The following is a 12,910-nucleotide window of genomic DNA, read 5'->3' as shown; positions in this document are numbered from 1 at the left end:
TGCCATTGTCCCCCAAGGCTGAACCTGTGGGCGCCGCACGCGCGCGACAATAGGCGCATGAGCATTTCCCGCACCGCGCTTTTGCAGGACTTCGACAGCCTGCTCCAACCCGAACGCTTCAAGGACTACGGCCCCAATGGTCTGCAGGTCGAGGGCAAGCCCGAGGTGCGCCGCATCGTCAGCGGAGTGACCGCCAGCCGCGCGCTGATCGATGCGGCCATCGCCGCCCAGGCCGACGCGATCTTCGTGCACCATGGCCTGTTCTGGCGCGGGCAGGACGGCCGCGTCACCGGCTGGATGAAGCAGCGCCTGCAGCGGCTGCTGGCGCACGACATCAACCTGTTTGCCTACCACCTGCCGCTCGATGCACACCCCGAGCTGGGCAACAACGCGCAGTTGGGCCGCGTGCTGGGCTGGACGGCCGACGCGCGCTTTGGTGAGCAGGATCTGGGCTTTGTGGCGACCGCCGCATTCCCCGATGGCCAGGCACTGGCAGGCCATGTGGCCGGCACGCTGGGTCGCGATGTGACCCTGGTGCAGCCCGACCCCGCTGGCGCGCAGCAGCCCATACGCCGCGTGGCCTGGTGCACGGGCGGCGCGCAGGGCTATTTTGAATCGGCCATTGCAGCCGGGGCGGATGCCTTCATCACCGGCGAGATCTCCGAGCCGCAGGCGCACTTGGCGCGTGAAATGGGCGTGTGCTTCATCGCTGCCGGGCACCACGCCACCGAGCGCTACGGCGCGCCGGCCGTTGCCGGGCATGTGGCGAAGCAACTGGGGTTGGAGCACACGTTCATCGAGATTGACAATCCGGCATGAGTTGCATGAGTTGCATGAGGTGCCAGCCCGCATGTCCATCCCCACGCCACCTGCATCAACCACGAGTTCGCAGTATCAGGATCACCAGCACGCTGGGCCTGCGAACCCCGGGTGCGGTGCTTGCACTATCAAATTCATAGCTACTAGCGCTTGCTTATCGAGCGGTAGGCAATGATTTCATTCAAAACGCGGACTTCCATGAAGACACTGGCCATCACCCAAGGCGACCCCGCAGGCATCGGCCCCGAGATCGTGGCCAAGGCCTTTCGCGATGCGCCCGGCGACCTCAAGGGCTGCTTTGTGGTGGGCGACACCGCCACGCTGCGCCGCGCCGCGCAGGCCATTGCGCGCCCGGGCGAGCCCTCGGTGCCCGTGGCGCAGATCGGCGCGCCTGCAGAGGCGGTGGGCATGCCGCCGCGCTGCGTTCCCGTCATGCAATTGCCCGGCATCCCCGGCCCGCAGCCCTGGGGACAAATCAGCGCCGCTGCAGGGCGTGCAGCCGCCGACAGCGTGGTCTGGGCCACGCGTGCCGCGCTGCGGGGTGAGGTGGCAGGGCTGGTGACGGCGCCACTGCACAAGGAGGCCTTGTCGGCCGCCGGCGTCACATTCCCCGGCCACACCGAACTGCTGCAGGCCGAGGCGGCCCATCACCAGGGCGTTGCCCTGTCGGACATGCCCGTGCGCATGATGCTGGCCAGCGACGAGTTGCGCACGGTGCTCGTCAGCATCCATGTCTCGCTGCGCGAGGCCATCGCCGCCGTCACGCACGAGAACATTCTGCAGACGCTGCAGATCACGCACGCCGCGCTGACCCGCAGCCTGGGCCGCGCCCCGCGCATGGCGGTGGCGGGGCTCAATCCCCATGCAGGGGAAGGCGGCCTGTTCGGCCGTGAAGAGATCGAGGTCATCGCCCCGGCCATCGCAGCGGCCCGCGCCCAGGGCCTGGATGTTCAGGGCCCCTTCGCACCCGACACCGTTTTCATGCGCGCCCGCCACACGCCCGCGCGGCCCGGCGAGTTTGACGTGGTGATCGCGATGTACCACGACCAGGGCCTGATCCCCGTGAAGTACCTGGGCGTGGACAAGGGCGTGAACGTGACCCTGGGCCTGCCCCTGGTGCGCACCAGCCCGGACCACGGCACGGCCTTCGACATCGCGGGGCAGGGCGTGGCCGACGCCGCCAGCCTCATAGAGGCCGTGCGCATGGCACGGGCGTTGTGTGGGTGAATTGCCCGCTGGCGCTTGATGGTAAAGCGCTAGCAGCTAGCGTTAAGATAGCAAGCGGAAGAGGCGCCCTGAAGCCGGCACGCCATCTATGAAACTGGCACACCCCACGCCAGTGCACCCGTGGAACCGGCTTTGCCGGGCCATGGGGTGCGTCCCCCCACGGGGGAAGCGGCGCAGCCGCTCAGGGGGTTTCCAATCCTTCCCGTGGAACCGGCTCTGCCGGGCCACCGGGTGCGTCCCCCTTTCAGGGGGAAGGCGCGCAGCGCCACAGGGGGCTACTTCTTCAGGCTATCCCGGATCTCACGCAGCAGCACGATGTCTTCTGGTGTTGCCGCAGGCGCTTCAGGGGCGGGTGGGGCTTCACGCTTGAGCCGGTTGATCTGCTTGATCATGATGAAGATGATGAACGCCAGGATGATGAAGTTGACCGCCACGGTCAGGAAGTTGCCGTAGGCAAACACCGGCACGCCCGCTTTCTTGAGCGCATCCAGCGTCATCGCCGTGCCTGCCGGCACCGAGCCCAGCACCACGAACAGGTTGGAGAAATCGAGCTTTCCGAACACCAGGCCGACCACCGGCATGATGAGGTCGGACACCACCGAATCGACGATCTTGCCGAAAGCGCCGCCGATGATCACACCGACCGCGAGGTCGATCACATTGCCCTTGACGGCGAACTCTCTGAACTCCTGCATCATGCCCATGGTGCCCTCCTTGCTGTGTGAAATGCCGATGCGCGAGTATTGCCCAGAGTCAACCCCTGTCAACCCACCCCGCATGCGTTTGAAATAACCATTTTCACTCCGCTACAATTCGCGGTTGACCCCAATAGCGATGATCAATCGAGGATCCCCATGAGTGACACTCCAATCGACTCCAGCAAGCGGACGTGGATCATCACGTCGGCGTGTGCTGGTGCGGTGGGCGGCGTGGCAACCGCCGTTCCTTTCGTGAGTACGTTCCAGCCCTCCGAGCGCGCCAAGGCCGCCGGGGCTGCAGTCGAGGTGGATATATCCGCCCTCAAGCCGGGCGAGAAACTCACCGTGGAGTGGCGCGGCAAGCCTGTGTGGATCATCAAGCGCACGCCCGAGCAACTTGCCGAGCTGCCCAAGCTCGATGGCCAACTGGCCGACCCCAAGTCGGAGCGCAAGCCTTCCGAGCTGACCCCCGAATACGCACGCAACGAAGCGCGTTCGATCAAGCCGGAGATTTTTGTGGGTGTGGGCATCTGCTCGCACTTGGGTTGCTCGCCGTCGGACAAGTTCCAGACCGGCGCACAGCCTTCGCTGCCCGACGACTGGAAGGGCGGCTTCCTGTGCCCTTGCCACGGCTCCACGTTCGACATGGCAGGCCGCGTGTTCAAGAACAAGCCCGCGCCCGACAACCTTGAAGTCCCTCCGCACATGTACCTGTCCGACACGCGCCTCGTGATCGGTGAAGACAAGAAGGCTTGACGGAGAACGACATGGCCCACGAATTCAAAGAAATCTCCCCCAACGCCCCCATCAGCGCACAGGTCACGAACTGGTTCGAGAACCGGTTCCCCACGGCCTTTGATGCCTACAAGGTGCACATGTCGGAGTACTACGCTCCGAAGAACTTCAACTTCTGGTACATCTTCGGCTCGCTGGCCTTGGTCGTGCTGGTGATCCAGATCGTGACCGGCATCTTCCTGGTCATGCACTACAAGCCCGACGCCAACCTGGCGTTCGCTTCGGTCGAGTACATCATGCGTGATGTGCCCTGGGGCTGGCTGATCCGCTACATGCACTCCACGGGGGCGTCCGCTTTCTTCGTGGTGGTGTACCTGCACATGTTCCGCGGCCTCATCTACGGCAGCTACCGCAAGCCGCGCGAGCTGGTCTGGATCTTCGGCTGCGCGATCTTCCTGTGCCTGATGGCCGAGGCCTTCATGGGCTACCTGCTGCCCTGGGGCCAGATGTCCTACTGGGGCGCCCAGGTGATCGTGAACCTGTTCGCTGCCATCCCGTTCATCGGTCCTGACCTGGCCCTGCTGATCCGCGGCGACTACGTGGTGGGCGATGCCACGCTGAACCGCTTCTTCAGCTTCCACGTGATCGCCGTGCCGCTGGTGCTGCTGGGCCTCGTGGTGGCGCACTTGCTGGCGCTGCACGACGTGGGCTCCAACAACCCCGACGGCGTCGAAATCAAGGGCCCGCAGGCCCCCAAGGACGCCAATGGCAAGCCTCTGGACGGCGTGCCGTTCCACCCGTACTACACGGTGCATGACATCTTCGCATTGAGCATGTTCCTGATGGCGTTCACGGCCGTGGTGTTCTTCGCGCCCGAGTTCGGTGGCTACTTCCTTGAGTACAACAACTTCATCCCGGCCGATCCGCTCAAGACTCCTGCGCACATCGCGCCGGTCTGGTACTTCACGCCGTTCTATTCCATGCTGCGTGCCATCACCACCGAAATGATGTACGTGCTGGTACTGTGCGTGGTGATCGGTGCGGGCTTCGGCATCCTGAAGGCGCGGCTCCCGAGCTTCGTCAAGGCGGGAATCGCCGTGGCCGCCATCGCGGTGATCGCGATGATGCTGTCCATCGACGCCAAGTTCTGGGGCGTGGTCGTGATGGGTGGTGCCGTGATCATCCTGTTCTTCCTGCCCTGGCTGGACGCGAGCCCCGTCAAGTCGATCCGCTACCGCCCTGACTGGCACAAGTACCTGTACGGCGTTTTCGTGATCATCTTCCTGATCCTGGGCTACCTGGGCGTGCAGCCTCCGTCCCCCATCGGCGAGCGCGTGTCGCAGGTCGGTACGCTGTTCTACTTCGGCTTCTTCCTGCTGATGCCCTGGTGGAGCCGCATCGGCAAGGCCAAGGCCGTGCCCGACCGCGTGACCTTTGTGGCGCACTGAGCCTGGAGACAACAACAATGAAGAAACTCATCCTCACGTTGATCGCCGCCCTGGGTATTGCCACGGGCGCGCAAGCGGCCGAAGGCGGCATTGCCTGGGACAAGGCGCCCAACAAGACCAACGACCTGGCGTCCCTGCAAAATGGTGCCAAGGTGTTCGTCAACTATTGCCTGAGCTGCCACTCTGCCGCTTTCATGCGCTTCAATCGGCTGAAGGATATCGGCCTGACCGAGCAGCAGATCAAGGACAACCTGCTGTTCACGACCGACAAGGTCGGCGAAACCATGAAGGCGTCCATCGATCCCAAGCAGGCCAAGGAATGGTTCGGCGCCAACCCGCCCGACCTGACCGTGATCGCCCGCTCGCGTGCCGGCCACGGTGGCACGGGTGCGGACTACCTGTACACCTTCCTGCGCACGTTCTACCGTGATGACACGAAGGCCACCGGCTGGAACAACCTGGCTTTCCCCAGCGTGGGCATGCCCCATGTGCTGTGGGAAATGCAGGGTGACCGCCGCCCCGTGTTCGAAGAGCACGAAAGCCACGGCCACAAGACCCAGGTCTTCAAGGGCTGGGAGCAGGTCAAGCCAGGCACGATGACCCCGCTGCAGTTCGACCAGACGGTGGGCGATCTTGTGAACTACCTGCAGTGGATGGGCGAGCCTGCCCAGAACACCCGCGTCCGAGTTGGCGTGTGGGTGCTGATCTTCCTGGGTGTTTTCACCGTCATCGCCTGGAGGCTGAATGCGGCCTTCTGGAAGGATGTGAAGTAAGCAGCACAAGCCGTCGATCCATGCAAAGGCGTCCTTCGGGGCGCTGTCGGATTGTTTGCAGAGTGGGCGCTTTTGGCGTCCCACTCTTTTGATTTTTAGGAGCCTCCCACCATGATGGTGCTTTACTCGGGTACGACCTGTCCCTTCTCCCACCGCTGCCGTTTCGTCTTGTTCGAAAAGGGCATGGACTTTGAGATCCGCGATGTGGACCTGTACAACAAGCCCGAAGACATCAGTGTGATGAACCCCTACGGCCAGGTGCCCATCCTGGTCGAGCGTGACCTGATCCTGTACGAGTCGAACATCATCAACGAGTACATCGATGAGCGCTTTCCCCATCCCCAACTGATGCCTGGTGACCCGGTGGACCGCGCCCGCGTTCGCCTGTTCCTGCTCAACTTCGAGAAGGAACTGTTCGTGCACGTGAACATCCTCGAGTCGCGTGCGACCAAGGGCAATGAAAAGGCGCTGGAAAAGGCCCGCTCGCACATCCGCGACCGCCTGACGCAACTCGCTCCCGTGTTCCTCAAGAACAAATACATGCTGGGCGACAACTTCTCCATGCTGGACGTGGCCATTGCCCCGCTGCTGTGGCGCCTGGACTATTACGGCATCGACCTGTCGAAGAACGCCGCCCCGCTGTTGAAGTACGCCGAGCGCATCTTCTCGCGCCCTGCCTACATCGAAGCGCTGACGCCGTCTGAAAAGGTCATGCGCAAGTAACCTTCGGCTTGCCCAGTCTTCTCTCCATTCACCGCAGCAGTTGCAGCAGACACCCTTTCCATGACCGCACAGGAATCCACATCCACGCGCCCCTACCTCATTCGTGCACTGTACGAGTGGTGCACAGACAATGGGCTCACGCCCTACGTCGCCGTGCGTGTGGATGACTCTGTTCAGGTGCCGCGCGAGTATGTGAAGGATGGCGAGATCGTGCTGAACATCAGCTTCGATGCCACCAGCGCGCTGCAACTGGGCAATGATTTCATCGAGTTCAAGGCCCGCTTCGGCGGCAAGCCGAGGGAAATCCTGGTCCCGGTGGGCCGGGTGATTGCCATCTATGCCCGTGAAAACGGCCAGGGCATGGCGTTCCCGCCTCCCGTGGATGTCCTGGGTGGTCAGGCGGGTGCGTCAGCGGTGATCGAGCCTGTGCCGTCGTCGCAGGCGCAACCCGTGGCCGCACCCACTGCGGCGCCGCCCGCGGGGTCTGCAGGGTCCGATGACCGTGTGGTCCAACTGGTGGCGGCCGATGACGGCAGGAAGGAAGACGGTGGTAGCGATGATGCGCCAAGGCCCCCGCCTACTGCGGGCGGTGCCAGGCCTTCACTCAAGCGCGTCAAATAGACATGATTCTGGATTTTTAGCTGCTTTTTCCACGATAAAATGCAGCCCTCGCCGGTTTAGCTCAGTTGGTAGAGCACCCGCCTTGTAAGCGGTAGGTCGTCAGTTCGATTCCGACAACCGGCACCATTTTTCTTGACCTGTCTCTCTTTTCCCTGAATCAACCCTGTCTGTCAGGTTTGAACTTTCAGGCGAATCACGTTAACCTCCCACCCCCGGCTGCGCAAATGCGCCCCCAAGGCAGGCAGCAGCTGGCGGACCTTTGCCGCTGCGGCATTGCTTTTGACCAGCAGGCACCAGGAATCCCCGTCGATGGGACCGGCCTGGATCGCTGGGCGCAAGGTGGCGGGTATCAGCATTTCAACGGCTTTGAGCCGATCACTGGAGTCGCGTGTCAGCGCGGTCAGCCGGGCCAGCGTGGGTGATTCCGCGCTGGCTTTCTGCAGGGTGACTGCGTAGTGGCGGCGGTTCATGGCGTGCGTCTTCGGGCGTGGAGAATTTGTAGTGCATCTGATTATCACGGACGCCAGGTTGGCACGCAGCCGGGCCATTCACCTGTCTGGCACACGGCTGGTCCTGGCGGGGCTGGGTGTGTCGTTGTGCCTCATGCTCGTGGCGGCCACGCTCTATCACTGGGTGTTCCTCAAGGGCGCGCGGGAGGGCTGGCCCATCGTGGGCTCGCTGGTGCGCCTCGTGGTCAAGGATGAATTCGCCGAGCGTGACCGTTTCATGCGCGCCAACCTGGATGCCATGGCCCGGCGTGTGGGCGAAATGCAGGCCCGCATGGTGCAGCTGGAGTCGCTCGGCGACCGCGTGTTGGGCCTGGCGGGCATGGCCCCTTCGGACATCCAGAAGACCGATGCGCGCGGCGGGGTGCTGGTCAGTGCCCGTGACCTGTCGATGGAAGAACTGCAATCCACGCTCGACGAACTGGAGCGCCTGACGAACCAGCGCGTGGATCTCATGACGGTGCTCGAATCGCGGCTGTTCGACCAACACATCCGTAAGAAGATGATCCCCACCCATGCCCCGGTCACCGGGCGTGTGCCTGGCTCGGCGTTCGGCTGGCGGGTGGACCCCATTACCGGCCAATCCGCGTTGCACACCGGCCTCGACTTCCAGGCCGATACCGGCACGCCCATCCTGGCGGCGGCCGGTGGCGTGGTGGTAACGCAGGAGTTTCACCCGGCCTACGGCAACATGATCGAGGTGGACCATGGCAACCAGCTGGTCACGCGCTACGCCCATGCGTCGCGCACCCTGGTCAAGCAGGGGGACATCGTCAAGCGCGGACAGAAGATTGCCGAGGTCGGCACCACGGGCCGCTCCACCGGCCCCCATCTCCATTTCGAGGTGCTGGTGCAAGGGGTTTTTCAGGACCCGCAGAAGTTTCTGAGCGCCGGGGGTACGACCCCCTCCAACGCGCCTGGCCCGCAGCTCGCGTCGATCCAGCCGCGCGCTTCGCCGGGCCAGCCAGCTTCGCCCACGGCGGGCAGGTAAAATCGCCGGTCCGGTGTTCACGGCCCAGGGTTGCATTGCTTGCAATCCGTGGCGATGAACCCACCTGAACTCAATTCATCTTAGGGATTTCGGTCGCTTGGCGCGCTGATCTGCAGCGGCCCGGCGGTCCTGCTCGCATGGCCACCAACTTCCTCACCAAATTATTCGGCAGCCGCAATGACCGGCTCCTCAAGCAGTACCGCAAGACGGTGTCCCGCATCAATGCGATGGAGCCCGAGTACGAGAAGCTGTCGGACGAACAGCTCAAGGCCAAGACGCAGGAGTTCAAGGAGCGCGTAGCCAAGGGCGAGTCGTTGGACGACATCCTGCCTGAAGCCTTTGCGGTGGTCCGCGAAGGCTCCAAGCGCGTCATGAAGATGCGGCATTTCGATGTTCAGATGCTGGGCGGCATGGCATTGCACTTCGGCAAGATCTCCGAAATGCGCACGGGCGAGGGCAAGACCCTCACCGCCACCCTGCCGGTCTACCTCAATGCGCTGTCGGGCAAGGGCGTGCACGTGGTCACCGTGAACGACTACCTCGCCAACCGCGATGCGCAGTGGATGGGCCGGCTGTACAACTTCCTGGGCCTCACCGTCGGCATCAACCTGCCCCAGATGCCGCGCGAGCAAAAGCAGGAGGCCTACCGGGCCGACATCACCTACGGCACGAACAACGAGTACGGCTTCGACTATCTGCGCGACAACATGGTCTACGAAGCCGCAGACCGCGTGCAGCACGGCCTGAACTTCGCCATCGTGGACGAGGTGGACTCGATCCTGATCGACGAGGCGCGCACGCCCCTGATCATCAGCGGCCAGGCCGAAGACCACACGGCGATGTACATCGCCATGAACAAGGTGGTGCCCCTCTTGGTGCGCCAGGAAGGCGAAGCCGACCCCCGCACGGGCGAGGGCGTCACCAAGCCCGGCGACTTCACGCTTGATGAGAAGACCCACCAGGTGTTCCTCACGGAGCAGGGCCACGAGAGCGCCGAGCGCATCCTGGCCAGCCAGGGCCTGATCGCCGAGGGCGCATCGGTCTACGACCCGGCCAACATCACCCTGATGCACCACCTGTACGCAGCATTGCGTGCCAACCATCTCTATCACCGCGACCAGCACTATGTGGTGCAAAACGGCGAGATCGTGATCGTGGACGAGTTCACCGGCCGCCTGATGTCGGGCCGCCGCTGGAGCGAAGGTCTGCACCAGGCCGTGGAAGCCAAGGAAGGCGTGAACATTCAGGCCGAGAACCAGACGCTGGCCTCCATTACCTTCCAGAACTACTTCCGCCTGTACAACAAGCTGGCCGGCATGACGGGCACCGCCGATACCGAGGCCTACGAGTTCCAGGAAATCTACGGCCTGGAAACCGTCGTCATCCCGCCCAACCGCCCGAGCAAGCGCGACGACCAACTCGACCGCGTCTACAAGACCACCCGCGAGAAGTACGAAGCCGCGATCAAGGACATCCGTGAATGCCATGAGCGCGGCCAGCCCGTGCTGGTGGGCACCACGTCGATCGAGAACTCCGAAATCATCGACCAGCTGCTCAACAAGGAAGGCCTGGCGCACCAGGTGCTCAATGCCAAGCAGCACGCCCGGGAGGCCGATATCGTGGCCCAGGCCGGCCGTGCCGGCATGATCACCATCGCGACCAACATGGCCGGCCGGGGCACCGACATCGTGCTGGGCGGCAACATCGAGAAGGATGTGGCGGCCATCGAGGCCGACGAGTCCCTGTCCGAGGCCGAACGGGGCGCCCGGGTGGCCGCGCTGCGTGAGCAGTGGAAGGTGGATCACGAGAAGATCAAGGCTTTGGGCGGCCTGCGCATCATCGCAACCGAACGGCACGAATCCCGCCGCATCGACAACCAGTTGCGTGGCCGCTCGGGCCGCCAGGGCGACCCCGGGTCCTCCCGCTTTTACCTGAGCCTGGACGATTCGCTGATGCGCATCTTCGCGGGCGACCGCGTGCGGGCCATCATGGACCGCCTGAAGATGCCCGATGGCGAAGCCATCGAAGCCGGCATCGTGACCCGCAGCATCGAATCCGCACAGCGCAAGGTGGAGGCGCGCAACTTCGACATCCGCAAGCAGTTGCTGGAATACGACGACGTGGCGAACGACCAGCGCAAGGTGATCTACCAGCAGCGCAATGACATTCTGGATGCCTCCGACCTGTCCGACGTGATCGCCGCCATGCGCGAAGACTGCATGACCGACCTGGTGCGCCAATTTGTGCCCGCCGAATCGGTGGAAGAGCAGTGGGACCTGCCCGGCCTCGAGAGGGTGCTGGCCGAAGAGTGGCAAGTCTCTTTGCCGCTGCAGCAGGAAGTGCAGGGCGCCAACAGCGTCACCGACGACGAGATCCTGGACAAGGTGCTGCAGGCCGCCCATGCGTCGTTCGACGGCAAGGTGGAGCAGGTCGGGCGCGAGAACTTCACGCAGTTCGAGCGCATGGTGCTGCTGCAGAGCTTCGACTCGAACTGGCGCGACCACCTGGCCGCGCTGGACTACCTGCGCCAGGGTATCCACCTGCGTGGCTACGCGCAAAAGCAGCCCAAGCAGGAGTACAAGCGCGAAGCGTTCGAGCTTTTCCGCCAGCTGATCGACCTGGTCAAGAATGAAGTCACGAAGATCCTCATGACGGTGCAGGTGCAGTCGCAGGCGCAGCTGGACCAGGCCGCCCAGGACATGGAAAGCCGTGGCGAGAGCATTGCCAACGTGACCTATACCGCACCGACGGAAAGTGGCGGGGTGGAAACCACCGCAGGCGGCCTGGCGTCGGATCAGGCCGCTGCAGAGCCCCTGCCCGAAGAACTGCAAGGCCTGCGCATCGGCCGCAACGACCCCTGCCCCTGCGGCAGCGGCAAGAAGTACAAGCAGTGCCACGGCAAGCTGGCTTGATCTCCTGATGCATGCATGCAACACGGGCTTCGGCCCGTGTTTTCATTGGCGCGCCACGGTTTTCCGGATAATCGGCCGCAATCCGCATCGTGCGGATGCCCGGGCCGCCCGGACCGTGTGGCATCCGCCTCCCTTTTCCCGATAGAAAGGCCCAGAACCCATGCCTGTGAATCTCGCTGCCCCTGTTGCCGCCGACCTGCTTCCGATTGCCGGCGTGCGTATCGGCGTCGCCGAAGCCGGTGTCCGCAAGGCCAACCGCAAGGACCTTACGGTGTTCCTGCTGGACGAGGGCGCCAGCGTGTCGGGCGTGTTCACGCAGAACCGCTTCTGCGCGGCGCCTGTGCAGATCAGCCGCGACCATTTGGCCCAACAAGAGGGCGGCCAGCCGATCCGCGCCATGGTGATCAACACCGGCAATGCCAACGCCGGAACGGGCGCGGATGGCCTGGCGCGCGCGCGCTCCACCTGCATCGCACTGGCGCGCCAGTTGGGCGTAGCGCCCGAGCAGATCCTGCCGTTTTCGACCGGTGTGATCATGGAGCCGCTGCCCAATGACCGCATCGAAGCGGGCCTGCCAGCCGCGATTGCCGACGCACAGCCGGGCCACTGGGCACGCGCGGCGGAAGGCATCATGACCACCGACACGCTGCCCAAGGCGTTCTCTGCGCAGGTGCAGATCGGTGGTGTCACCGTGTCCATCACCGGCATCAGCAAGGGCGCCGGCATGATCCGCCCCAACATGGCGACCATGCTCGGCTTCATGGCCACGGACGCCTGCGTGGCTCCCGGCTTGATGCAGCAGCTGGCGCGCGAGCTGGCCGATGGGTCCTTCAACCGCGTGACCATCGACGGCGACACCTCGACCAACGATTCGTTCGTGGTGGTGGCGACCAACAAGGCGGCGCATGCGCCCATCGCCTCGCTGGACAGCGCAGAGGGCCAGGCCCTCAAGGCGGCCATGCTGGCGGTATCGCAGAAGCTCGCCCAGGCCATCGTGCGCGACGGCGAAGGCGCCACCAAGTTCATCACAGTGCGTGTGGAAGGCGGCAAGACGGGCGACGAGTGCCGCAAGGTGGCGTATGCCATCGCCCACTCGCCGCTGGTCAAGACGGCGTTCTACGCCAGCGACCCGAACCTGGGCCGTATCCTGGCGGCCGTGGGCTATGCGGGCATCGAAGACCTCGACCAGACCGGTATCGACCTGTACCTGGACGACGTGCATGTGGCCATCCAGGGGGGGCGCAACCCGGCCTATCGCGAGGAAGACGGCCAGCGCGTGATGAAGCAAAGCGAGATCACGGTGCGCGTGCTTCTGGGCCGTGGCAATGCCGCTGACACGGTGTGGACCTGTGATTTCAGCCACGACTACGTGACGATCAACGCCGACTACCGGTCCTGATCGGGGCCGCGTGCCGCGCTTCGCCGTACTGCGGTGAGGGCGGGGCGTTGTGCCCTGC

The 12,910-nt window shown here is 64.1% G+C and carries 12 protein-coding genes and 1 tRNA gene; 11 read left to right on the top strand and 2 right to left on the bottom strand.

Annotated elements, in window-relative coordinates; all coding sequences use genetic code 11:
* The first annotated feature begins 57 nt into the window (after positions 1–57).
* A complete protein-coding gene (locus KW835_RS02485; protein WP_218380684.1) occupies positions 58–819 on the top strand; it encodes a Nif3-like dinuclear metal center hexameric protein in 762 nt (253 codons plus the stop codon).
* Positions 820–1,017: 198 nt separating this feature from the next.
* Positions 1,018–2,046, top strand: coding sequence for a 4-hydroxythreonine-4-phosphate dehydrogenase PdxA (gene pdxA / locus KW835_RS02480; RefSeq protein ID WP_218380683.1), 1,029 nt, complete (start codon positions 1,018–1,020; stop codon positions 2,044–2,046).
* A 275-nt stretch (positions 2,047–2,321) separates the two neighbouring features.
* Here the strand turns inward: pdxA and mscL are convergent, their stop codons facing one another.
* Positions 2,322–2,750 (bottom strand): large conductance mechanosensitive channel protein MscL, encoded by a 429-nt coding sequence (mscL, locus tag KW835_RS02475; RefSeq protein ID WP_218380682.1) that lies wholly within the window; start codon positions 2,748–2,750, stop codon positions 2,322–2,324.
* 150 nt (positions 2,751–2,900) lie between these two features.
* Here mscL and petA point away from each other — a divergent pair, with 150 nt between their 5' ends.
* The 6 genes from petA (at position 2,901) to KW835_RS02445 (ending at position 7,170) form a co-directional block, all read left to right on the top strand.
* A complete protein-coding gene (gene petA / locus KW835_RS02470) occupies positions 2,901–3,500 on the top strand; it encodes a ubiquinol-cytochrome c reductase iron-sulfur subunit (protein ID WP_056161231.1) in 600 nt (199 codons plus the stop codon).
* 11 nt (positions 3,501–3,511) lie between these two features.
* Positions 3,512–4,927, top strand: a complete 1,416-nt coding sequence (locus KW835_RS02465; protein WP_218380681.1) for a cytochrome bc complex cytochrome b subunit — start codon at positions 3,512–3,514, stop codon at positions 4,925–4,927.
* A gap of 17 nt (positions 4,928–4,944) precedes the next feature.
* Positions 4,945–5,700: a cytochrome c1 gene (locus KW835_RS02460; RefSeq protein ID WP_218380680.1), complete on the top strand. Its 756-nt coding sequence runs from the start codon at positions 4,945–4,947 to the stop codon at positions 5,698–5,700.
* A 111-nt stretch (positions 5,701–5,811) separates the two neighbouring features.
* Positions 5,812–6,423 (top strand): glutathione S-transferase N-terminal domain-containing protein, encoded by a 612-nt coding sequence (locus KW835_RS02455; RefSeq protein WP_056161237.1) that lies wholly within the window; start codon positions 5,812–5,814, stop codon positions 6,421–6,423.
* 60 nt (positions 6,424–6,483) lie between these two features.
* Positions 6,484–7,044 (top strand): ClpXP protease specificity-enhancing factor, encoded by a 561-nt coding sequence (locus KW835_RS02450; protein ID WP_218380679.1) that lies wholly within the window; start codon positions 6,484–6,486, stop codon positions 7,042–7,044.
* 50 nt (positions 7,045–7,094) lie between these two features.
* A tRNA-Thr gene (locus tag KW835_RS02445) sits at positions 7,095–7,170 on the top strand.
* Between the two features lie 44 nt (positions 7,171–7,214).
* On the opposite strand, the gene KW835_RS02440 is transcribed toward KW835_RS02445, so the two are convergent.
* Positions 7,215–7,514 carry a hypothetical protein gene (locus KW835_RS02440; protein WP_218380678.1) on the bottom strand — a complete coding sequence of 100 codons (300 nt, stop codon included), beginning with the start codon at positions 7,512–7,514 and terminating at the stop codon, positions 7,215–7,217.
* A gap of 31 nt (positions 7,515–7,545) precedes the next feature.
* On the opposite strand from KW835_RS02440, the gene KW835_RS02435 reads away from it, so the two are divergent.
* The 3 genes from KW835_RS02435 (at position 7,546) to argJ (ending at position 12,852) form a co-directional block, all read left to right on the top strand.
* Positions 7,546–8,541: a M23 family metallopeptidase gene (locus KW835_RS02435; RefSeq protein WP_339385483.1), complete on the top strand. Its 996-nt coding sequence runs from the start codon at positions 7,546–7,548 to the stop codon at positions 8,539–8,541.
* Positions 8,542–8,678: 137 nt separating this feature from the next.
* A complete protein-coding gene (secA, locus tag KW835_RS02430; protein WP_218380676.1) occupies positions 8,679–11,453 on the top strand; it encodes a preprotein translocase subunit SecA in 2,775 nt (924 codons plus the stop codon).
* Positions 11,454–11,613: 160 nt separating this feature from the next.
* Positions 11,614–12,852 carry a bifunctional glutamate N-acetyltransferase/amino-acid acetyltransferase ArgJ gene (argJ, locus tag KW835_RS02425; RefSeq protein WP_218380675.1) on the top strand — a complete coding sequence of 413 codons (1,239 nt, stop codon included), beginning with the start codon at positions 11,614–11,616 and terminating at the stop codon, positions 12,850–12,852.
* Positions 12,853–12,910: the final 58 nt, after the last annotated feature.

This window comes from Acidovorax sp. sic0104, assembly GCF_019219095.1.
GTDB lineage: Bacteria > Pseudomonadota > Gammaproteobacteria > Burkholderiales > Burkholderiaceae_C > Acidovorax.
The sequence above is the reverse complement of the archived record's forward strand: the minus strand, read 5'-3'. Positions and strand labels throughout refer to the sequence as shown.

What these genes read in the sequence shown, in the direction of transcription:
- KW835_RS02485 (WP_218380684.1), top strand. Translation starts at nt 58, where the DNA reads ATGAGCATTTCCCGCACCGCGCTTTTGCAGGACTTCGACAGCCTGCTC.
- pdxA (WP_218380683.1), top strand. Translation starts at nt 1,018, where the DNA reads ATGAAGACACTGGCCATCACCCAAGGCGACCCCGCAGGCATCGGCCCC.
- mscL (WP_218380682.1), bottom strand. Translation starts at nt 2,750, where the DNA reads ATGGGCATGATGCAGGAGTTCAGAGAGTTCGCCGTCAAGGGCAATGTG.
- petA (WP_056161231.1), top strand. Translation starts at nt 2,901, where the DNA reads ATGAGTGACACTCCAATCGACTCCAGCAAGCGGACGTGGATCATCACG.
- KW835_RS02465 (WP_218380681.1), top strand. Translation starts at nt 3,512, where the DNA reads ATGGCCCACGAATTCAAAGAAATCTCCCCCAACGCCCCCATCAGCGCA.
- KW835_RS02460 (WP_218380680.1), top strand. Translation starts at nt 4,945, where the DNA reads ATGAAGAAACTCATCCTCACGTTGATCGCCGCCCTGGGTATTGCCACG.
- KW835_RS02455 (WP_056161237.1), top strand. Translation starts at nt 5,812, where the DNA reads ATGATGGTGCTTTACTCGGGTACGACCTGTCCCTTCTCCCACCGCTGC.
- KW835_RS02450 (WP_218380679.1), top strand. Translation starts at nt 6,484, where the DNA reads ATGACCGCACAGGAATCCACATCCACGCGCCCCTACCTCATTCGTGCA.
- KW835_RS02440 (WP_218380678.1), bottom strand. Translation starts at nt 7,514, where the DNA reads ATGAACCGCCGCCACTACGCAGTCACCCTGCAGAAAGCCAGCGCGGAA.
- secA (WP_218380676.1), top strand. Translation starts at nt 8,679, where the DNA reads ATGGCCACCAACTTCCTCACCAAATTATTCGGCAGCCGCAATGACCGG.
- argJ (WP_218380675.1), top strand. Translation starts at nt 11,614, where the DNA reads ATGCCTGTGAATCTCGCTGCCCCTGTTGCCGCCGACCTGCTTCCGATT.